Source organism: Idiomarina piscisalsi (genome assembly GCF_002211765.1).
Lineage (GTDB): Bacteria > Pseudomonadota > Gammaproteobacteria > Enterobacterales > Alteromonadaceae > Idiomarina > Idiomarina piscisalsi_A.
Window position 1 is genome coordinate 732,969 of the sequence record NZ_CP022133.1, and the last position, 19,618, is coordinate 752,586.

The 19,618-nt window shown below is 46.4% G+C and carries 30 protein-coding genes; 24 read left to right on the top strand and 6 right to left on the bottom strand.

From position 1 onward, the window contains the following. Positions 1 to 162: 162 nt before the first annotated feature. The 13 genes from CEW91_RS03445 to CEW91_RS03505 all read left to right on the top strand — a co-directional run bounded on the left by CEW91_RS03445 (position 163) and on the right by CEW91_RS03505 (position 8,130). Positions 163 to 1,383 carry a dipeptidase gene (locus CEW91_RS03445; RefSeq protein ID WP_088767692.1) on the top strand — a complete coding sequence of 407 codons (1,221 nt, stop codon included), beginning with the start codon at positions 163 to 165 and terminating at the stop codon, positions 1,381 to 1,383. A 222-nt stretch (positions 1,384 to 1,605) separates the two neighbouring features. Continuing rightward, on the top strand, positions 1,606 to 1,917 hold the full coding sequence (rpsJ, locus tag CEW91_RS03450) for a 30S ribosomal protein S10 (RefSeq protein WP_008488677.1): 312 nt from the start codon (positions 1,606 to 1,608) through the stop codon (positions 1,915 to 1,917). 38 nt (positions 1,918 to 1,955) lie between these two features. Further along, the gene (gene rplC, locus CEW91_RS03455; RefSeq protein ID WP_088767693.1) at positions 1,956 to 2,594 is read left to right on the top strand and encodes a 50S ribosomal protein L3; all 639 of its coding nucleotides are present in this window, start codon (positions 1,956 to 1,958) and stop codon (positions 2,592 to 2,594) included. A gap of 18 nt (positions 2,595 to 2,612) precedes the next feature. Next, a complete protein-coding gene (gene rplD, locus CEW91_RS03460) occupies positions 2,613 to 3,218 on the top strand; it encodes a 50S ribosomal protein L4 (protein WP_088767694.1) in 606 nt (201 codons plus the stop codon). Continuing rightward, on the top strand, positions 3,215 to 3,517 hold the full coding sequence (gene rplW / locus CEW91_RS03465) for a 50S ribosomal protein L23 (protein WP_088767695.1): 303 nt from the start codon (positions 3,215 to 3,217) through the stop codon (positions 3,515 to 3,517). Before rplD ends, rplW begins: the two co-directional genes overlap by 4 nt. A 14-nt stretch (positions 3,518 to 3,531) precedes the next feature. Then, positions 3,532 to 4,356: a 50S ribosomal protein L2 gene (gene rplB, locus CEW91_RS03470; protein WP_088767696.1), complete on the top strand. Its 825-nt coding sequence runs from the start codon at positions 3,532 to 3,534 to the stop codon at positions 4,354 to 4,356. Between the two features lie 16 nt (positions 4,357 to 4,372). Continuing rightward, a complete protein-coding gene (gene rpsS / locus CEW91_RS03475; RefSeq protein ID WP_026860408.1) occupies positions 4,373 to 4,651 on the top strand; it encodes a 30S ribosomal protein S19 in 279 nt (92 codons plus the stop codon). A 13-nt stretch (positions 4,652 to 4,664) separates the two neighbouring features. Next, positions 4,665 to 4,997: a 50S ribosomal protein L22 gene (rplV, locus tag CEW91_RS03480; RefSeq protein ID WP_053954203.1), complete on the top strand. Its 333-nt coding sequence runs from the start codon at positions 4,665 to 4,667 to the stop codon at positions 4,995 to 4,997. 10 nt (positions 4,998 to 5,007) lie between these two features. Next, a complete protein-coding gene (gene rpsC / locus CEW91_RS03485) occupies positions 5,008 to 5,688 on the top strand; it encodes a 30S ribosomal protein S3 (RefSeq protein ID WP_088767697.1) in 681 nt (226 codons plus the stop codon). Between the two features lie 11 nt (positions 5,689 to 5,699). Continuing rightward, positions 5,700 to 6,113 (top strand): 50S ribosomal protein L16, encoded by a 414-nt coding sequence (gene rplP / locus CEW91_RS03490; protein WP_053954205.1) that lies wholly within the window; start codon positions 5,700 to 5,702, stop codon positions 6,111 to 6,113. Beyond that, positions 6,113 to 6,304, top strand: a complete 192-nt coding sequence (gene rpmC / locus CEW91_RS03495) for a 50S ribosomal protein L29 (protein WP_053954206.1) — start codon at positions 6,113 to 6,115, stop codon at positions 6,302 to 6,304. Before rplP ends, rpmC begins: the two co-directional genes overlap by 1 nt. Beyond that, positions 6,304 to 6,567: a 30S ribosomal protein S17 gene (rpsQ, locus tag CEW91_RS03500; RefSeq protein ID WP_058576141.1), complete on the top strand. Its 264-nt coding sequence runs from the start codon at positions 6,304 to 6,306 to the stop codon at positions 6,565 to 6,567. The genes rpmC and rpsQ overlap by 1 nt, the downstream gene beginning before the upstream one ends. A 156-nt stretch (positions 6,568 to 6,723) precedes the next feature. After that, positions 6,724 to 8,130, top strand: coding sequence for a hypothetical protein (locus CEW91_RS03505; RefSeq protein WP_088767698.1), 1,407 nt, complete (start codon positions 6,724 to 6,726; stop codon positions 8,128 to 8,130). A gap of 36 nt (positions 8,131 to 8,166) precedes the next feature. Here CEW91_RS03505 and CEW91_RS03510 read toward each other — a convergent pair whose 3' ends face one another. The 6 genes from CEW91_RS03510 to CEW91_RS03535 are packed head-to-tail and all read right to left on the bottom strand — an operon-like array spanning position 8,167 to position 13,948. Further along, positions 8,167 to 8,544, bottom strand: a complete 378-nt coding sequence (locus CEW91_RS03510; RefSeq protein WP_088767699.1) for a Na+/H+ antiporter subunit G — start codon at positions 8,542 to 8,544, stop codon at positions 8,167 to 8,169. A 12-nt stretch (positions 8,545 to 8,556) separates the two neighbouring features. After that, a complete protein-coding gene (locus CEW91_RS03515) occupies positions 8,557 to 8,826 on the bottom strand; it encodes a K+/H+ antiporter subunit F (protein ID WP_088767700.1) in 270 nt (89 codons plus the stop codon). Next, complete coding sequence (locus tag CEW91_RS03520) at positions 8,820 to 9,308, bottom strand: Na+/H+ antiporter subunit E (RefSeq protein WP_088767701.1); 489 nt, start codon at positions 9,306 to 9,308, stop codon at positions 8,820 to 8,822. Before CEW91_RS03520 ends, CEW91_RS03515 begins: the two co-directional genes overlap by 7 nt. Beyond that, a complete protein-coding gene (locus tag CEW91_RS03525) occupies positions 9,301 to 10,824 on the bottom strand; it encodes a monovalent cation/H+ antiporter subunit D (RefSeq protein ID WP_088767702.1) in 1,524 nt (507 codons plus the stop codon). Before CEW91_RS03525 ends, CEW91_RS03520 begins: the two co-directional genes overlap by 8 nt. Continuing rightward, entirely contained in the window at positions 10,824 to 11,159 is a 336-nt protein-coding gene (locus tag CEW91_RS03530; RefSeq protein WP_058576147.1) for a Na+/H+ antiporter subunit C, read from the bottom strand. Before CEW91_RS03530 ends, CEW91_RS03525 begins: the two co-directional genes overlap by 1 nt. Beyond that, on the bottom strand, positions 11,159 to 13,948 hold the full coding sequence (locus CEW91_RS03535; protein ID WP_088767703.1) for a monovalent cation/H+ antiporter subunit A: 2,790 nt from the start codon (positions 13,946 to 13,948) through the stop codon (positions 11,159 to 11,161). Before CEW91_RS03535 ends, CEW91_RS03530 begins: the two co-directional genes overlap by 1 nt. A gap of 276 nt (positions 13,949 to 14,224) precedes the next feature. Between CEW91_RS03535 and rplN the strand changes: the two genes are divergently transcribed. The 11 genes from rplN to secY are packed head-to-tail and all read left to right on the top strand — an operon-like array spanning position 14,225 to position 19,596. After that, positions 14,225 to 14,593, top strand: coding sequence for a 50S ribosomal protein L14 (rplN, locus tag CEW91_RS03540; RefSeq protein WP_053954214.1), 369 nt, complete (start codon positions 14,225 to 14,227; stop codon positions 14,591 to 14,593). A 10-nt stretch (positions 14,594 to 14,603) separates the two neighbouring features. Continuing rightward, entirely contained in the window at positions 14,604 to 14,918 is a 315-nt protein-coding gene (rplX, locus tag CEW91_RS03545; protein ID WP_088767704.1) for a 50S ribosomal protein L24, read from the top strand. Between the two features lie 20 nt (positions 14,919 to 14,938). After that, a complete protein-coding gene (gene rplE / locus CEW91_RS03550) occupies positions 14,939 to 15,478 on the top strand; it encodes a 50S ribosomal protein L5 (protein WP_088767705.1) in 540 nt (179 codons plus the stop codon). An 11-nt stretch (positions 15,479 to 15,489) separates the two neighbouring features. Further along, positions 15,490 to 15,795: a 30S ribosomal protein S14 gene (gene rpsN, locus CEW91_RS03555; protein WP_053954217.1), complete on the top strand. Its 306-nt coding sequence runs from the start codon at positions 15,490 to 15,492 to the stop codon at positions 15,793 to 15,795. Between the two features lie 26 nt (positions 15,796 to 15,821). Continuing rightward, a complete protein-coding gene (gene rpsH, locus CEW91_RS03560) occupies positions 15,822 to 16,214 on the top strand; it encodes a 30S ribosomal protein S8 (protein ID WP_053954218.1) in 393 nt (130 codons plus the stop codon). 14 nt (positions 16,215 to 16,228) lie between these two features. Beyond that, positions 16,229 to 16,762 (top strand): 50S ribosomal protein L6, encoded by a 534-nt coding sequence (rplF, locus tag CEW91_RS03565; RefSeq protein ID WP_088767706.1) that lies wholly within the window; start codon positions 16,229 to 16,231, stop codon positions 16,760 to 16,762. A 9-nt stretch (positions 16,763 to 16,771) separates the two neighbouring features. Further along, entirely contained in the window at positions 16,772 to 17,125 is a 354-nt protein-coding gene (gene rplR / locus CEW91_RS03570) for a 50S ribosomal protein L18 (RefSeq protein ID WP_053954220.1), read from the top strand. Between the two features lie 9 nt (positions 17,126 to 17,134). Continuing rightward, a complete protein-coding gene (gene rpsE, locus CEW91_RS03575; RefSeq protein WP_088767707.1) occupies positions 17,135 to 17,635 on the top strand; it encodes a 30S ribosomal protein S5 in 501 nt (166 codons plus the stop codon). A gap of 6 nt (positions 17,636 to 17,641) precedes the next feature. Further along, positions 17,642 to 17,824: a 50S ribosomal protein L30 gene (rpmD, locus tag CEW91_RS03580; RefSeq protein WP_053954222.1), complete on the top strand. Its 183-nt coding sequence runs from the start codon at positions 17,642 to 17,644 to the stop codon at positions 17,822 to 17,824. Between the two features lie 3 nt (positions 17,825 to 17,827). Then, a complete protein-coding gene (gene rplO, locus CEW91_RS03585) occupies positions 17,828 to 18,262 on the top strand; it encodes a 50S ribosomal protein L15 (protein ID WP_053954223.1) in 435 nt (144 codons plus the stop codon). Between the two features lie 5 nt (positions 18,263 to 18,267). After that, positions 18,268 to 19,596, top strand: coding sequence for a preprotein translocase subunit SecY (gene secY / locus CEW91_RS03590; protein WP_088767708.1), 1,329 nt, complete (start codon positions 18,268 to 18,270; stop codon positions 19,594 to 19,596). Positions 19,597 to 19,618: the final 22 nt, after the last annotated feature.

Here is a 19,618-nt window from a genome sequence, read left to right on the forward strand (position 1 = left end):
ATATGATTATCTTTGAGCCTTGGTGGGTTGGCTGGCTGGCAGCTCCAGTAATAGGGACGTTAGTTATCGGAGCTGCAATGGGATTGAGCGCATCAATGATGCGACAAGGGTAGACTTTTGCTAATCTGCGTATATCTCTAAAAACAATAACGAGGAATACGCATGTTAAAGTCATTACTTGCCGCATCCGTTTTGGTTGCTGTAACGGGTTGTGCAACCGCCAGCCAATCATCATCTAACGAACAAGAAACACAATATCAGGCTTCTGAAAAAGCAATTGATTTGGCGCATGAGTATTTACTTATCGATACTCATATTGATGTTCCGTATCGTATCCGTGACAAGTGGGACGATGTATCTGTTGCAACTGAAGACGGTGACTTCGACTACCCACGAGCGGTAGAAGGTGGGCTCGATGCGCCATTTATGTCCATTTATATACCGGCATCTTATGAAGAAAGTGGCGGCAGTATTCAGTTGGCGCATGAACTAATAGACGGTATGGAAGCTTTGGTCGCTCGTGCGCCGGACAAGTTTGCCATGGCATACAGCACAGAAGATATTCGCGAAAACAAAGAAAAAGGCTTAATGTCGATAGCGCTCGGAATGGAGAACGGAACCCCTATCGAAGGGGATCTCGATAACCTACACATGTTTTACGAGCGCGGTATTCGCTATATTACTCTAGCGCACTCGTTATCAAATCATATTTCTGACTCGTCTTATGATATTCGCCGTAAATGGAACGGTCTCAGTCCTTTCGGAAAAAAGCTGGTAAAGGAAATGAATAAAGTCGGCGTCATGGTCGATGTGTCTCACATCTCTGATGATGCATTCTATCAGGCGGTTGAAATTAGTGAGGTACCCGTCATTGCTTCTCATTCATCGTTACGTAAGTACACGCCAGGCTTCGAACGAAATATGAGCGACGATATGCTAAAAGCTTTGGCTGAGAACGAAGGGGTCATTCAAATTAACTTTGGCTCTTCATTTTTGGCGAAGCAGGCGAATCGTTACCGCGATATGATGAAAAAGCGCATCAACGCAGTAAAAGAGCAATTCGGAGAAGACAGTGAGGAAGCAAAGCGCCGCATCGCCGAAATTGAAGCAAATAACCCGTATCCGTTTGCTACACTGGAAACTGTCTTAGACCATATCGATCATGTAAAAGAGCTCATCGGCGTCGAACATATTGGTATTGGTTCAGACTATGATGGCGTTGGAGATTCCTTACCGGTTGGGCTAAAGGATGTTTCCGATTACCCAAACCTGGTTCAGGGATTGCTCGACCGAGGTTACTCTGAAAAAGAAATCCAGATGATTCTGGGCGAAAACTTAATGCGTGTCTGGAAGGCTGTCGAAGACTACGCCGAGGCACACTAATTAAGAGCTTTTAAGCCTTGACAAAAGGCCGTGAATCCGTATAATTCGCGGCCACTCCATAAATTTTCAGCGCAAGCTTTTTATTTATTGGGGTTCGACAACAGTCCCGATTGGGGACTGAACGGTTGACGTAGAATATCGCACCCCCGGTATGTGCCAGGGAGGTTGCGATTTTCTGTGCTCTTTTTTAAATGCTCTTTTTATTGAGGCTTTGATTTATTTATGGCTAATCAAAGAATTCGGATTCGTTTGAAAGCGTTCGATCACCGTCTGATCGACCAGTCAACTGCAGAGATCGTAGAAACTGCAAAACGCACTGGTGCTCAGGTACGTGGTCCTATCCCACTGCCAACACGGAAAGAACGCTTCACCGTGCTGATTTCTCCACACGTGAATAAAGACGCGCGTGACCAGTACGAAATCCGCACCCACAAGCGTCTGATTGACATCATGGACCCAACTGACAAAACCGTAGACGCGCTTATGCGTTTAGATTTGGCAGCTGGTGTTGATGTACAAATCAGCTTGGGTTAAGTGGGCAGTAATAGGATTACACACGAGAGGTTTTAACAATGGCTATAGGTCTAGTCGGTCGTAAAGTAGGAATGACGCGTGTCTTCCAGGAAGACGGCGCTTCTGTTCCTGTTACTGTGATCGAAGTGCTGGCGAACCGTGTGACTCAGGTTAAATCTGAGGACACAGACGGTTATCGTGCCCTTCAAGTGACCACAGGCGAGAAGAAAGCAAGCCGTGTAACCAAGCCTTTAGCAGGTCATTACGCTAAAGCTGGTACAGAGGCAGGTCGTGGTCTTTGGGAATTCCGCCTGGAAAATGGCGAAGGCGAAGACTACGCAGTTGGTGCAGAGCTGACTGTTGAAGTTTTGGCAGAAGTTAAGAAAGTAGACGTTACTGGTACCTCTAAAGGTAAAGGTTTTGCTGGTGCTGTTAAGCGCTGGAATTTCCGTACGCAAGACGCTACTCACGGTAACTCATTGGCTCACCGTGCACCGGGTTCAATCGGTCAAAACCAGTCGCCTGGTAAGGTATTCAAAGGCAAGAAAATGGCTGGCCAAATGGGTAATGAACAAGTCACTACGCAATCACTTGAACTTGTTCGAGTCGATGCAGAGCGTAACCTTTTATTAATCAAAGGTGCGGTACCGGGAGCTACCGGTGGTGATGTTATCGTTAAACCTGCGGTCAAGGCATAACGTCTGAGGAGAATAGTGATGGAATTAACATTGAAAGACGCAAAAGGCGCTCTTGAGGTTTCCGAAGCTACCTTTGGACGTGAGTTTAATGAAGCCCTTGTCCATCAAGTAGTTGTAGCATACGCTGCAGGTGCTCGTCAGGGCACTAAAGCTCAGAAGACTCGTTCTGAAGTAGCAGGTGGCGGTAAGAAACCTTGGCGTCAAAAAGGGACTGGTCGTGCTCGTGCGGGTACTATCCGTAGTCCAATTTGGCGTTCTGGTGGTGCAACGTTTGCGGCTAAACCGCAAAACCACAGCCAGAAAGTTAACAAGAAAATGTACCGTGGTGCGATTAAAAGCATCCTTTCTGAACTCATTCGCCAAGAGCGTTTGGTTGTTGTTGAAAAATTTGGTGTTGAAGAGCCAAAGACGAAGCAACTGGCTGCAAAGCTAAAAGAAATGGATATGAACGATGTGTTAATCGTAACCAAAGAAGTTGACGAGAACCTATTTTTAGCGTCTCGCAACTTGCATAAAGTAGACGTGCGTGACGTTCAGGGTATTGACCCTGTCAGTCTGATTGCTTTCGAAAAAGTATTGATGACTGCAGACGCCGTCAAGCAGCTTGAGGAGGTGTTATCATGATGCGCGAAGAACGTTTGCTTAATGTGATTGTAGCACCTCACGTTTCGGAAAAGTCGACAATGACTGCTGAAGACAACAACACGGTTGTATTCAAAGTAGCTGTTGATGCGACAAAAGCCGAAATCAAAGCAGCTGTCGAAAAACTTTTTGAAGTTGAAGTCAAAAACGTACGTACCGTCAACGTGAAGGGTAAAACCAAGCGTACCGGTTTCCGTTTCGGAAAACGTAGCGACTGGAAAAAAGCGTATGTTGCCTTGAAAGAAGGTGCTGACATTGACTTCGCTGGCGGCGCTGAGTAACAGGAGGAATAAACATGGCTGTAGTTAAAAGTAAGCCTACGTCTCCGGGTCAACGCCACAAGATAAAAGTCGTTGGTCAGGAACTGTATAAAGGCAAGCCTTACGCACCATTGCTGGAAAAGAACAGCAAATCTGGTGGTCGTAACAATAACGGTCGTATTACGGTTCGTCACATCGGCGGTGGTCACAAACACCACTACCGTATTGTCGACTTCAAACGTAATAAAGACGGCATTCCTGCAAAAGTGGAACGTATTGAATACGATCCGAACCGTTCAGCAAACATTGCTTTGGTTCTGTATGCAGACGGTGAACGCCGTTACATTTTAGCGCCTAAGAACTTGAACGTGGGTGACCGCATTCAATCTGGTTCAGATGCGCCTATCAAACCAGGTAACACGTTGCCAATGCGTAATATCCCAGTGGGTAGTGTTGTGCATGCTGTTGAGTTACAGCCTGGTAAAGGTGCGCAGATGGCTCGTTCAGCTGGTGCATATTGCCAAATTTTGGCGCGTGATGGTGCTTATGTAACCATTCGCCTGCGCTCTGGTGAAATGCGTCGTGTTCAAGCTGAAGGCCGCGCTACTCTTGGTGAAGTTGGTAACGCAGAACACATGCTGCGTCAATTGGGTAAAGCCGGTGCAAACCGCTGGCGTGGTATTCGTCCTACCGTACGTGGTGTGGCGATGAACCCAGTTGATCACCCACATGGTGGTGGTGAAGGCCGTACTTCTGGTGGTCGTCACCCTGTAAGTCCATGGGGCACGCCGACCAAGGGCTACAAAACCCGTAAGAACAAGCGTACTGATAAATTTATCGTACGTCGTCGCAACAAATAAGAGTTGAGGATTAAACATGCCACGTTCTCTTAAAAAAGGTCCATTTATTGACCTTCACCTGCTAAATAAGGTGGAGAAAGCGTTGGAAGCCGGGGATAAAAAGCCAATTAAAACTTGGTCCCGTCGTTCAATGATCATCCCTGATATGATCGGTTTGACTATCGCTGTTCACAACGGTCGTCAACACGTTCCGGTTTTCGTCTCAGACGAAATGATCGGTCATAAACTGGGCGAATTCGCACCAACCCGTACTTATCGCGGCCATGCTGCTGATAAGAAAGCGAAGAAACGGTAAGAGGTAGAGAGTGATGGAAGCAATTGCTAAACACCAATTTGCCCGCGTTTCTGCTCAAAAGGGCCGTTTGGTCGCAGACCAAATCCGTGGACTTCCAGTAGAAAAAGCGCTGGATATCCTGGCATACAGCCCGAAAGCAGCTGCTGGCTTAATTAAGAAAGTTTTAGAGTCAGCAATCGCGAACGCGGAGCACAACGAAGGTGCGGACATCGATGAGCTGAAAGTTGCTAAGATCTTTTTAGACGAAGGTCCAACAATGAAGCGCATCAAGCCACGTGCGAAAGGCCGTGCCGATCGTATCTTTAAGCGCACCAGCCACATTACTGTGGTCGTGTCGGATAGCTAGGAGATAAATTATGGGTCAGAAAGTACATCCTAATGGTATTCGCCTAGGTATCTCCAGACCATGGAATGCAACCTGGTATGCGAATACAAATGAGTTTGCTGATAACCTACACAGTGACCATCAGGTACGTAAGTTCCTGACAAAAGAACTGCGTAACGCATCAGTGTCTCGTATCGTAATTGAACGCCCAGCTAAGAGTGTTCGTGTGACTATTCACACTGCGCGTCCTGGCGTTGTTATCGGTAAGAAAGGTGAAGACGTAGAAAAGCTGCGTAAAGAAGTTCAGAAATTGACTGGCGCGCCGTCGCAAATCAATATCTCTGAAGTACGTAAGCCTGAACTGGATTCACAGCTTGTTGCTGACAACATTGCTGGTCAGTTAGAGCGTCGAGTTATGTTCCGTCGTGCAATGAAGCGTGCTGTACAGAACGCTATTCGCTTAGGTGCTAAAGGTATCAAAGTTGAAGTTAGCGGTCGTTTAGGCGGCGCAGAAATCGCACGTACTGAGTGGTATCGTGAAGGTCGTGTACCTCTGCACACATTACGTGCGGATATTGATTACTCGACTTCAGAAGCGAACACCACTTACGGTATCATCGGTGTGAAGGTCTGGATTTTCCGTGGCGAGGTTTTAGGTGGCCTGCCAACAGAAGAAAAGCCAGCTCCTAAGCGCGGCAAAAACCGTAAGTAAGGAGAGACGATATGTTACAACCTAAGCGTACAAAATTCCGTAAGGTTCACACAGGCCGCAACCGTGGTCTGGCGCAGTCTGGTAACAAAGTCAGCTTCGGTTCATACGGTTTAAAAGCAACTGACCGTGGTCGTATGACTGCACGTCAAATCGAAGCCGGCCGTCGTGCAATGACTCGTCACGTTAAGCGTCAGGGTAAAATCTGGATCCGCGTATTCCCAGACAAACCTATTACCAAGAAGCCTTTAGAAGTTCGTATGGGTAAAGGTAAAGGTAACGTTGAATACTGGGTTGCTCAGATTCAACCAGGTCGCGTTCTGTATGAAATGGACGGTGTTCCTGAAGAGTTGGCACGTGAAGCGTTCCGCTTAGCGGCACGTAAACTGCCTTTCAAAACAACCTTTGTGACTCGGACGGTAATGTGATGAAAGCAAGTGAACTGAAAGAAAAAACCGTTGAGCAGCTGCAAGAAGAATTGCTGAACCTACGTCGTGAGCAGTTTAATCTGCGCATGCAGGCGGCAACTGGTCAGCTGAATCAGACTCACATGATGAAACAAGTGCGTCGCAATATCGCACGTGTTAAAACCATCTTAAATGAGAAGGCAGGTGCGTAATGGCTGAAGAAAAACGTGTTCGTACTCTGCAAGGCAAAGTTGTCAGCGATAAGATGGATAAAACCATCACTGTAGCTGTTGAACGTCGTGTAAAGCACCCGGTATACGGGAAGTACATCACGCGTACAACTAAGGTACACGCGCATGACGAAGACAACCAAGTTAAACAGGGCGATACCGTGATTGTTCGCGAATGTCGTCCTCTGTCTAAGAACAAATCTTGGACATTGGTTGAAATTGTAGAGCGTGCAACTGTTGTCTAAACGCAGATAACGAAGTAGAAAATAAAAAGGCCTCCCTTGCGGAGGCCTTTTTTTTGATCTAAACCTTTACTTAGTAAGTACAAATATCTGAATTTAAAATAGAATTATTTCAGATAAATAGCGTAGTTATTACGCCTTACCTGTAAGGAGACATCTATGTCTAAAAGTCTTTTCTTAGCGGCAACTATGCTTGCTGCGTCTCCGGTGCTTGCCGCTCCGCAAGATGGAGGCTCCGTCAAAGATGAAATTCAAGCACTAAAAGAGCGTCTCGCTGAGCTTGAAAAACGTTTGGCAGAAAAGGAGCAGGAGGAAAAAGAAAAACTCGTTGTTGTTGAAAAGCGCGAAGTGAATAAAGATACAGCAGCAAAAGAGACAACAAACACCCGTACCGTCGCCTATGATACAGGCGTTCAAGCTCGCTTAGACAAACTTGAGAAAAAAACGGAAGAGAATGAAAACTGGCCGATTAAAATTCATGGCGCAGTGCGTTTCCAATACGAATATAACGACTATAACTCAGGCAATGAAAATCGTGGCGGAGACTTAGATTTTGATATCTTCCGTCTTAACTTCGACGGCGAAATTGGTGACGTGATTTTATCTGCTGAGTACCGCTGGTTCCATTATATGGATGTGGTTAAACATGCGTGGTTCGGTTACAACTTCACTGACAACTGGCAAGGTCAGGTGGGTGTGGTGAAAGTACCTTTCGGCAATATGCCTTATAACTCCCACAGTTATTTCTTTAACTCTACCTTTTACGTTGGTTTAGAAGACGAGCACGACAACGGTGTTCGTTTACGCTACCGTAGCGACGACTGGCACTTTGATATTGCTTATCATAAGTCAGACGAGCAAGGCGGTGTTGATGGCTCTACCAGCGACCGCACAGCTCGTTATAACTATGACACGGTCGGTATTCGTGCACCGGGGCAAGGCGCTTATGACACGCCGGCGTTGCCAATCGGTGAGAGCAATAGTTATGCATTACGCGGCGCACGTATTTTTACCTTTAGTGATGACCATAATTTAGAACTTGGTTTATCAGCGCAAGGTAACAATTATTACTCCGGGAGCGCGGCGGATGGCTTCTCTGCGTTACAGCAATTCGAAAACCAAAACGTGGGTAATCGGTTTGCGTGGGGCGCGCACGGTAACTACAACAACGGTCCATGGAATGTTCAACTTCAATATGCGGACTATGAGTATGACCTAGACGTTGAGAATACGGGCGTTTATATGGGAGCTTATGCTTACTACGACGCGATTCCAACCGAGGCAAAAATCTACACAGGTAACGTAGCCTACACCTTGCCTGTAGAAATTGGTCCAATTACCAGCCTGACATTCTATAATGACCACAGCATCATTACTGATAAAGCTGGTTATCAAGACGATACCTGGATGAATGTCTTAGGTGTAGCTGTCGCAGCCGGCGGTGGTTTTTATACTTATGTCGACTTCGTTAGAGCAAAAAACCAACCGTTTATTGGCGGCAATATAGCGACAGATGGTGGTGAGGTTAATAACCGTTTTAATATTAACTTTGGTTATTATTTCTAAACCGAACTGACGTTTTAAGATATCAAAAACCGACTCTTAAGAGTCGGTTTTTTCATGCTCGTAAGCATCACCTTCTTTACGATAATCTCTCGTTTTATGAAACATCTGGAGCTCTGTGTGTAACGCTGCCTTGGCCATGATGTGTGCACTAATCGGTGCGGTTAAGAATAGAAAAATCGCAATAAGTAGCTCACTCAAAGACAGTCCGTTTTGTAAGCTCATGACAATGATAGTGGCGATAACAATACCACCAATACCTAAGGTCGTATTTTTTGTTGGTGCATGAAGTCGCGTAAAAAAGTCAGGCAGAACCGCAAGCCCTAAAGAGCCGATAAACGCAAAAACAGCGCCCAGTAGAATAAAGAAGCCGACTAGCCACTGACTCCATACGGGTAATTCGTTTAACGCATCCATAATATGAACCCTTTATTCTATAAGATCGCCGCGCAAGAGAAACTTACCTGCGGCAATAGTGCCCACAAAGCCAAACATCGCGATGAGCAGTGCGGCTTCGAAATAGGTTTGAGTGTTTTGATACAGACCCAGCAATAAAAGCAACGCCAGAGAATTTATGTAGATAGTATCTAACGCTAAAATCCGGTCGGGAAGATCAGGGCCTTTAATGAGACGCCAGAAATTCATCAGGATTGCCAGGCTAAACAGCAAAAACGCAATTTGCAGTAAGGTACCTAACATTGGAATATCTCCTTTAATCGGCGCTCGTAGCGGTGACGAATTACTTTAATCACCTCGTTGGGGTCTTCCTCCGAGAATGCGTGTACCAAAATACCTTTTCTCCCGCGAGTGATTTCACAAGAAACGGTACCCGGCGTCAGCGTTATGGTACTTGCCAGAATGGTTACCGGCAGTTCTTCTTTCATATCCAGCGGGAAAACGAAAAATGCGGGTGTAATAGAGCGTCTTTTGCCGACAATTAGCGCCGCAACTTTAAAGTTCGCAATAATAATGTCGTAGAGCAAAATGAAGAAATAGATAACGGCTAGGTGCGGCTTTTTTACTCTAACAAAGCTTGGCCAGGCTGGCTTGAACAAAATAGGAATAAGCAGGGCGAAGATAAGCCCCAACAATACCACCCCAGCACTGATAGAATTAAACAATAAAAGCCAAATAACCAGCAAAAAAAGGCTTAACATGGGGGCCGGTAACAGTTTATTCATCTGACACCTCCGGTGATCCTAAAACCCAGTTTGGGTAGTCTTCCGTACGCTCAAGTTGCTCAGCTACTGATTGAGTGTACTGTTGTATTGGGTTTGCAAATACAGTCATCAATAATGACAGCAATAATAGACTGGCAATTGAGGCTCTCTTACCCAACGCCGCCGATTGATCGGACGGTTTTCCCGATAGCGTGTGCCAAATCATTTTACTGCCTGCCCGAGTAACGGCCACCAGCATAATGAAAGTGGCGCCTATAATAGCAGCCCATAACCAAAAGTTATGTCCGTTCGCATTGGCCGATTCCAGAATCATTAATTTACTCACAAAACCGGAGAGGGGGGGAAGTCCAATGATGGCAACGGCCGACACAAGGAACATGACTGCATAGGTCGAGTGGTTCGCCATCTTTTTGCCCGATACAATGCGGGAAGCGGTCTTCCCCCTTTCAAATGCCATAACATCGGCGAGAAGGAACAGTGCCCCTGTTATAAATGTTGAATGAATCAAATAAAACAGTGCAGCGCCGGTTGTCTGAGTGGAGAACAGGCTGTAAGCCGTCAATATGGTTCCCACAGAAATAACAACCAAGTAGGCAACCATTAAGCGAAGGTCACGAGCGGCTAATATACCAACGGCGCCTGCGAGCATAGTTAATAAACCCATTACCCACAACCAGTCGTGGGCGATAAGGGCGAGCTCATTGGCGTCGGCACCGAATATCAATGTATAGACACGAATGATTGAGTAAATCCCAACCTTCGTCATTATTGCGAATAGAGCCGCAACGACGCCGCTGGTTGTCGAGTATGCTTGCGGTAGCCAAAAATGAAGTGGCAGTAACGCAGCCTTTAACCCAAACACGATGAGCAACATAAGCGCACCGGCTTTTGCGAGCACCGCCTGATCGCCACTCAACGCCTGTATTTTAACGGCCATATCAGCCATGTTCAAAGTGCCGGTGACACCGTATAAGGTTCCTACGCTTATCAAGAAAAGAGCGGAACCCAATAGGTTCAGTAAGACATAGTGAAGGGTCGCTCTTACTCTAAACTTACCTCCGCCGTGCATAAGCAGAGCGTAGGAAGATATGAGCAGAACCTCGAAGAAAACAAACAGGTTAAATAAGTCACCTGTGGCGAAAGCACCCATTATGCCCATTATCTGAAACTGAAAGAGCGCATGGAAGTGGGAGCCCAGATTGTCTTCAGAGTAGCAGCCATATACAAGTACAGGAAGCGCAAGTATGGCAGTAAGCAGCATCATCATGGCGCTAAGCTTATCGACCATAAGAACAATGCCAAAAGGGGCTTCCCAATTACCCAATAAGTAGACCAGCATTTCTTGAGAGTTAACTTCAATAACGAGGAATGTGCTCGCGACCAGTGTCAGAATACTCGCAGCAAGGCCAATTGCCCGTCTTTTGGGCTGCGGCCGGTCACCCCATGGCAACAACTGCAATAGTGCTGTAAATAGTGGAATAAGAATTGGAAGTATCGCTAGGTGTTGATGCCACATCAGCGGTTATCCTCCGAGTTGCTGTCACTGACTTCATCTGTGCCGACTTCGCCTCGAGTTCTTACGGCAAGAATGATGGAATAAGCAGTCATTGCGAAACCGATGACAATGGCTGTTAGTACTAGCGCTTGTGGCAAAGGGTCAGCATAACTGTCACTGGTGCCAAGTATTGGTGCACCATCTATCGTTAAGCGGCCAGTCGAAAATAAGAATAAATTAACCGCATAAGACAGCATCGTGATTCCAACGACCACCGGAAAAGAACGTCCTCTGAGAATAAGAAAGACGCTACAGGCTGTAAGGATACCGACGGTGACTGAATATAACGTTTCCATTAGTTGCCCTCGTGAGTTGGACGATGGCGTGTCGTCATTTTGCCGAAATTACTTAAAATCATCATGGTGGCGCCAATAACCGTCAGGAATACGCCTAAGTCGAACAGGAGTGCTGTAGCAAACTCCCATTTACCGACAACAGGCCAGTCCAAGTATGTAAACCAGCTAGTGAGGAACGGTTTATTGAACAGCCAACTTCCCAGGCCGGTGAGTGCTGCTGTCATGACCCCAATAGACATGAGCGATTGATAATTAATATTGAATCTTTCTTTAACCCAATCAACGCCATTTGCAACATACTGAAGAATCATTGCAGATGCGGCAATAAGCCCGGCAATAAATCCTCCTCCGGGTAAGTTATGGCCACGCAGGAATATATAAACAGCAACGACCATTGCCATCGGTAAGATTAAGTTGGCGACGTTCGTTAGCATTAATGGATGTTTAATCCGGTGCCATGGTCGGCCGTCAACATCACTTGAAGGCATAAACGGCTTAAGTTTGTTAAGTAATTTGTGTATGCCGGCTGCGGCGATAGCTAAGACGGTTATCTCACCAAGCGTATCAAAGCCACGAAAGTCGACGAGAATAACGTTGACAACATTAGTGCCACCGCCGCCGGTTTTTGCGTTAGCAATAAAGAAGTCGGAAATTGACTCTGCTGGAGACGTTAAAATTGCGAAGTTTAACGTGGCAACGATACCGCCGATAAAGCTAGCAATGATGATATCGCGAAAAACCCGGTGACCGCTTGATGCTCTATTCGTTTTTTGTGGCATAAAAAAGAGCGCCAGTATCATCAGAATGATGCTCACAACCTCAACGACTAACTGGGTCATAGCCAGATCGGGCGCTGAGAAGTGAGCGAATGCTAAGGAAACCATTAACCCCACAACAGAGAGCATCATAAGCATAACAAAACGATTCCGATGCAGTGTAGCCGTTCCGAAAGCGGCTCCGATTAACACGATGGCGCCAACCATCGAAACGGTATCTATCGGTTGTTGAGGTGAGCTTCCCGTAAGGGCACTAATATCAATAAGCGAAGGCAGTAATATGACAATGACGCTGATTAAAACAAACGCCATATATCGTTGCAGAGAGCCCGTATCCAATTTGTCAAACAGTTGCGATGAAGCATCACTGGCTTTTTGAACGATTCGTTCAAAGTTATGTTTTGCGTCCTGACCATCAAACTGTCTATTGAAAGTAAATAACTGGTCTCTGGCAATGTAAATTAGTATCCCTGCAACAACCGCTATTGCACTCATTAACAGAGGAATATTAAACCCATGCCATAATGAGAGCTTGACGTTTGTTTGAGTGTTTGTGACAGCGGTCACTGCGGAATTTAGCAGCTCCGACACTATTGGCATTGGCGCGAGGCCTATAGCAATACAAAGCAGCGCTAATAATGCAACCGGTGCAGACATCATGCGTGGCGGGTCATGTGGCTTTTTAGGCAGTTCCTTATATTCACCGTTAAAAAACACATCGTGAATAAAGCGAATTGAATAGGCTACGGAAAGGGCAGCCCCCACAGTGGCAAGCACCGGTACAAACCAGGATAAGCCCCCAAACAAGTGCTGTTGGGCAGCTTGATCAAGGAAAAGTTCTTTTGACATAAAACCGTTAAAGGGTGGGATACCAGCCATCGATGCCGCCACTACCATCGCGAGGGTTGCTGTAATTGGCATCAGACCCATCAACCCCTGAAGTTTGCGCATATCACGAGTGCCAGACTCATGATCGATAATACCGGCTGTCATGAATAGGGCGGCCTTAAAGCACGCGTGATTAATGATATGGAACATAGCGGCTATAACTGCTGCTTGTGAGCCAACGCCTAACAGCATGCAAATCAAACCGAGGTGACTGACTGTTGAAAATGCTAATAGCCCTTTCAAATCATGCTTCAATAGAGCGAAGTAAGCACCGACTAACATGGTGATTAAGCCGGTGACCGTCACAATGGTCAACCAAAGCTCTGTTCCTGCCATGACCGGATGGAATCGGGCCAATAGGAATATTCCCGCCTTTACCATGGTAGCAGAGTGTAAGTACGCACTGACCGGTGTAGGTGCTGCCATTGCGTGTGGCAACCAGAACTGGAATGGAAACTGCGCTGACTTGGTGAAAGCCCCAAGCAATAAAAGGACAAGCGCTGCGGTGTAATACTCGTGGTTCTTTATAACGTCTGCCGATGCGACGATATCGTCAAATTGATAGCTTCCCGCGATGTTCCCGATAATCAGTAAACCAGCTAGCAAAGCCAGCCCGCCTGCGCCTGTTGTTGCTAATGCCATACGAGCCCCGCGCCGGGCATCGCTGCTGTGAAACCAATAGCCGATAAGGAGAAATGAAGAAATACTGGTCAGCTCCCAAAACGCCCACATAAGTAAAATATTGTCTGCCATGACAATGCCGAGCATTGAAGCCATAAAAAGGAGTAAGCAGGCATAGAACCTTGAGTCGTCGTCTTCGTAAGATAGGTAATAGTGGGCATAACCAATAATAAGGACACCGATACCTAGTATCAACGAACAAAATAAAAGAGAGAGACCGTCGAGGCGAATAGCAAAGTCGAGACCAATAGACGGTAGCCACTCAATAAAATGTTTAGGAATGTTGCCGGACAGTGTTTGTGGCGCATAGCTTAATAAGATAGCTATGCCAGTTAGCGGTATCAGGAGTGTGACGCCGGTTTTTATCAGTCGTGGCGTTTGTTTTAGTAATAAAGGTAATAACGCACCAAACAGTGGCGCCATGATGATAATGAGTAAATTCATAGGCTCATCCGTTGTCTCATTGCTAACGCTTTTGTAGCCACTAACTAAATGAAAATTAACTGTAAACGATGTACGAATTTACCATTGTAACGGATGACTGCCAATATAATCTCAACTGTTATAATCCGTTATTCATCCTGTCTTACGAAAAAAAGTGAGATTGCCCTACCACATCCAAATTTTATCTGTTACAATTCGCCGCCCTTTTTATAAGGGAAAAACCAAAGGCAGCACGACCCGAGAGGGTCTGTTTTTTTAACTAAGCGGGGCACTGAAATGATCCAAATGCAAACTACCCTGGACGTTGCCGATAACTCCGGCGCGCGCAGCGTACAATGTATTAAGGTTCTAGGTGGTTCGCACCGTCGCTACGCAAACATCGGCGATATCATCAAAGTTACTGTTAAGGAAGCAATTCCGCGCGGTAAGGTGAAAAAAGGTGATGTTGTGAATGCGGTGGTCGTTCGCACCAGAAAAGGCGTCCGTCGTCAAGACGGGTCGGTCATCCGTTTTGACCGCAACGCGGCTGTGTTGTTGAACAGCAACCAACAGCCCATTGGCACTCGTATCTTCGGTCCGGTAACTCGTGAGCTGCGTTCAGAGCAGTTTATGAAGATTATCTCGCTGGCACCAGAAGTACTATAAGGAGTCAATTATGGCGGCAAAAATTAAACGTGATGACGAAGTAGTCGTCCTGGCAGGTAAGGACAAGGGCAAGCAAGGCAAAGTCCTGAAAGTTCTTACTGATAAAGATCGCGTTATCGTCGAAGGCGTTAACGTAGTCAAGAAGCATCAGAAGCCAAATCCGGCTTTAGGTGAGTCTGGCGGCATCGTAGAACAAGAAGCACCTATTCATGTTTCTAACGTTGCGATCTTTAATCCAGAGACAGGTAAAGCAGATCGTGTTGGTTTTCGTGTTGAAGACGGCAAAAAAGTCCGTTTCTTCAAATCGAACAACGCAATCATTTAATTTAAACTTGGAGTTTTACGATGGCGAAACTGCATGATTTTTATAGAGAATCGGTAGTTCCTGGACTGATGAAAGAGTTCAGCTACAACAGCGTCATGCAAGTCCCTCGGATTGAAAAAATCACCCTTAACATGGGTGTTGGTGAAGCTCTGGCTGACAAAAAAGTACTTGATAATGCAGTCGCAGACTTAGAGGCCATTTCTGGTCAAAAGCCTGTTCGTACTGTTGCACGCAAGTCTGTCGCCGGTTTCAAAATCCGTGAAGGCTTCCCGATTGGCTGTAAAGTAACTCTGCGCGGCGAGCGCATGTGGGACTTTTTGCAACGTTTAATCTCGATTGCAATCCCACGTATCCGTGACTTCCGTGGCCTCAACCCTAAATCGTTTGACGGTCGTGGTAACTACAGCATGGGTGTTCGTGAGCAGATCATCTTTCCGGAAATCGACTATGACAAAGTCGACAAGGTACGTGGTCTGGATATCACCATTACCACTAATGCTGGCACAGATGACGAAGCTCGTGCTTTGCTAGCTGCCTTTAACTTCCCGTTCAGAAAGTAAGGTGTAGAGTTATGGCAAAACAGTCAATGAAAGCGCGTGACGTGAAGCGAGCTAAAATCGCTTCAAAATACGCAGAAAAACGCAACGCACTGAAAGCGGTCATTAATGACGTAAATGCATCAGACGAAGAGCGTTGGGAAGCAGTTCTGAAATTGCAGAAGCTCCCACGTGATGCCAGTCCGTCACGTCAACGTAACCGTTGTCGTATTACTGGTCGTCCTCATGGTTTCCTTCGTAAATTCGGCATGAGCCGTATTAAGGTCCGTGAGATGGCGATGCGCGGTGAAATTCCTGGCTTGAAAAAAGCTAGCTGGTAAGCCACGAATCACGGGAGAAAGCAAATATGAGCATGCAAGATCCAATTGCGGATATGTTCACACGCATTCGCAACGCTCAAGGTGCTAATAAAGTAACGGTTAAAATGCCGTCTTCTAAGCAGAAAGTGGCGATTGCTCAAGTTCTGAAAGAAGAAGGTTTTATTACGGGTTACAGCGCTGAGAGCACTGCTAAACCTGAGCTTGAAATCGAATTGAAGTATTTCGAAGGCAAGCCAGTAATTGAATCAATCGAGCGCGTTAGTCGCCCTGGTTTGCGTATCTATAAGAAGCGCAACGAGCTGCCTAACGTAATGGGTGGCCTTGGCATCGCAGTTGTTTCGACGTCAAAAGGCCTGATGACCGATCGTGCCGCTCGCCAAGCTGGTCTTGGTGGCGAGATCATTGGTTACGTAGCGTAATTAGGAGGTAGGAAATGTCACGTGTTGCTAAAGCACCTATTGAAATTCCTGCTGGCGTTGAAGTTACGCTAAATGGCCAGGAAGTCACGATTAAAGGTGCTCAAGGCTCACTGAGTCGTGTTGTAAACGATGCAGTTGAACTGGTAAAAGAAGACAGCGAATTACGCACAAACCCTCGTGAGGGTGTCGCTAATTCAACGGCTCAAGCTGGTACAGCTCGCGCATTGTTACAAAACATGGTGGTCGGAGTCACTAAAGGATTCGAACGTAAGTTACAGTTGATGGGTGTTGGTTACCGTGCGCAAGCACAAGGTAAAAAACTGAACCTAACTCTGGGCTTCTCGCATCCTGTGGAGTTCGAAATTCCAGAAGGAATTACTATCGAAACTCCGACTCAGACTGAAGTCGTCGTTAAAGGTGCAGATAAGCAGTTAGTCGGTCAAGTTGCCGCTAACATTCGCGCATACCGTAAGCCAGAGCCTTACAAAGGTAAAGGTGTACGTTATGCTGACGAGCAAGTGCGCCGTAAAGAAGCCAAGAAAAAGTAGGGTAATACGATGGACAAGAAAGCAGCTCGCTTACGTCGTGCTACTCGCGCACGTAAACAAATTGAAGAGTTGGGTGCAAATCGCCTGGTCGTTCACCGTACACCACGGCACATTTACGCACAGTTGATCGCACCTAACGGTTCTGAAGTGCTGGCAGCCGCATCGACTGCAGAGAAAAGTGTTCGCGAAGGGCTTAAATCTACGGGTAACGTAGACGCAGCTAAAGTCGTGGGCAAAACTATCGCTGAACGAGCGATTGAAAAAGGCGTTAAAAGCGTTTCTTTCGATCGTAGTGGTTTCAAATACCACGGTCGCGTAGCAGCTTTGGCTGACGCAGCTCGTGAAGCCGGACTTCAGTTCTAGGAGACGAACATGGCAAATGTAGAAGCTCAAAATGGTGAACTGATTGAAAAGTTGATTACAGTTAATCGTGTAGCAAAAGTTGTTAAAGGTGGTCGTATCTTTAGCTTTACTGCACTGACTGTAGTTGGCGACGGTAAAGGTAAAGTCGGTTTTGGTTATGGTAAAGCGCGTGAAGTTCCTGCCGCTATTCAAAAAGCAATGGAAAAAGCACGTCGCAACATGGTTACCGTTCAACTGAAAGGCGAAACTTTACAGCATCCTGTTAAAGGACGTCACTCAGGTTCACAGGTATACATGCAGCCTGCGTCAGAAGGTACAGGTATCATCGCCGGTGGTGCGATGCGTGCGGTACTAGAAGTTGCAGGTGTTCATAACGTGCTGTCAAAAGCATATGGTTCAACCAACCCAATCAACGTTGTTCGTGCCACTATTAAGGCGCTGAACGACATGAAGTCGCCTGAACAAGTAGCGGCTAAGCGTGGATTGCGCGTTGAAGAGATACTGGGGTAGTGAACAATGGCGAAAAAGACAATCAAAGTAACACAGACGCGTAGCTCTATCGGTCGTTTACCGAAGCATAAAGCTACACTACGTGGCTTGGGTCTCCGCCGCATTGGTCACACAGTAGAGTTGGAAGACACTGCTGCAGTCCGCGGTATGGTGAACCAAGTAAATTATATGATTAAGGTGGAGGGATAAATGATGGAATTAAATAATCTTTCTCCCGCACCTGGTGCAAAAAGCAGCAAGAAGCGCGTTGGGCGCGGTATTGGATCAGGTCTGGGTAAAACCGGTGGTCGTGGTCACAAAGGGCAGAAATCTCGCTCTGGTGGCAGCGTGAAGCCAGGTTTCGAAGGCGGTCAAATGCCAATCCAGCGTCGTCTGCCTAAATTTGGTTTCACTTCTCGCAAGGCTATGACCACTGCAGAATTGAACTTGGCAGAGATCGCGAAAGTCGAAGGTGACGTTGTTGATTTAGCAACGTTAAAAGCTGCAGGCTTGATTCGTAAGAACATTTTGGCTGCTAAAGTCATTAAGTCTGGCGAAATCAGTCGTAAAGTGACTGTTAAAGGTCTGAAAGTCACCAAAGGCGCTCGCGAAGCTATTGAAGCTGCTGGCGGAAAAATCGAAGGATAGAGCAAATGGCTAAACCAGGATTGGAATCAAATCGAGCGCAAGGTGGCTTGTCGGAACTTAAGCGTCGCCTGTTGTTTGTGTTAGGAGCGATTATCGTTTTCCGAGCGGGCTCCTTTGTGCCTATTCCTGGTATTGATGCCGCTGTACTCGCTCAGTTGTTCGAACAGCAAAAAGACACCATCGTTGCCATGTTTAACATGTTCAGCGGTGGTGCTTTAGAACGTGCGTCAGTATTCGCATTGGGTATCATGCCGTATATTTCGGCCTCTATTATTATGCAGCTGGCTAGTGTGGTTCACCCGCGCTTAGCTGAAATTAAGAAAGAGGGCGAGTCTGGTCGTCGTAAGATTAACCAATATACGCGTTGGGGTACTTTGATACTGGCAACGTTTCAGTCGATAGGTATAGCCACTGGCTTACCTAATTTAATGCCTGGGTTAGTTATCGACCCTGGCTTCGGCTTTTACTTTACTGCTGTTGTTAGCTTGGTTACAGGGACAATGTTCTTAATGTGGCTAGGTGAACAAATCACTGAGAGAGGTATTGGTAACGGTATCTCTATCCTGATATTTGTGGGTATTGTAGCAGGGTTGCCCTCGGCTATTGGTCAAACATTTGAGCAAGCACGCCAAGGCGACTTGCACTTGCTGTTATTGCTATTGATTGGGGTTGTTGTTGTAGCAGTCACTTACTTTGTTGTTTTCGTAGAACGCGGTCAACGTCGTATCGTCGTTAACTACGCAAAGCGTCAACAAGGTCGTAAAGTATTTGCTGCCCAAAGCACGCACTTGCCTTTGAAAGTAAATATGGCTGGTGTTATTCCTCCAATCTTTGCATCGAGTATTATTTTGTTTCCGGGAACTATCGCTACCTGGTTCGGTTCAGGTGAAGGTGTTGTCGCCGACTTTTTACAACAAGTGTCGATGACATTGTCTCCCGGTCAGCCGCTTTATGTGTTATTGTACGCGGCTGCAATTATTTTCTTCTGTTTCTTCTATACTGCGTTGGTATTTAACCCGCGCGAAACAGCTGACAACTTGAAGAAATCCGGCGCTTTCATCCCAGGCATACGCCCGGGTGAGCAAACGTCGCGTTACATTGACAAAGTAATGACTCGTTTGACCTTAGCAGGTGCTCTGTACATTACCTTTGTCTGTTTGGTTCCTGAGTTTATGATGATTGCTTGGAACGTTCAGTTCTACTTCGGCGGTACATCGTTATTGATTATCGTGGTTGTCATCATGGACTTTATGGCACAGGTACAGACTCATATGATGTCTCATCAATATGATTCTGTGCTTAAAAAAGCTAATCTTAAAGGCTACGGTCGATAAGGTTAGGTAGAACGGAGAGTAG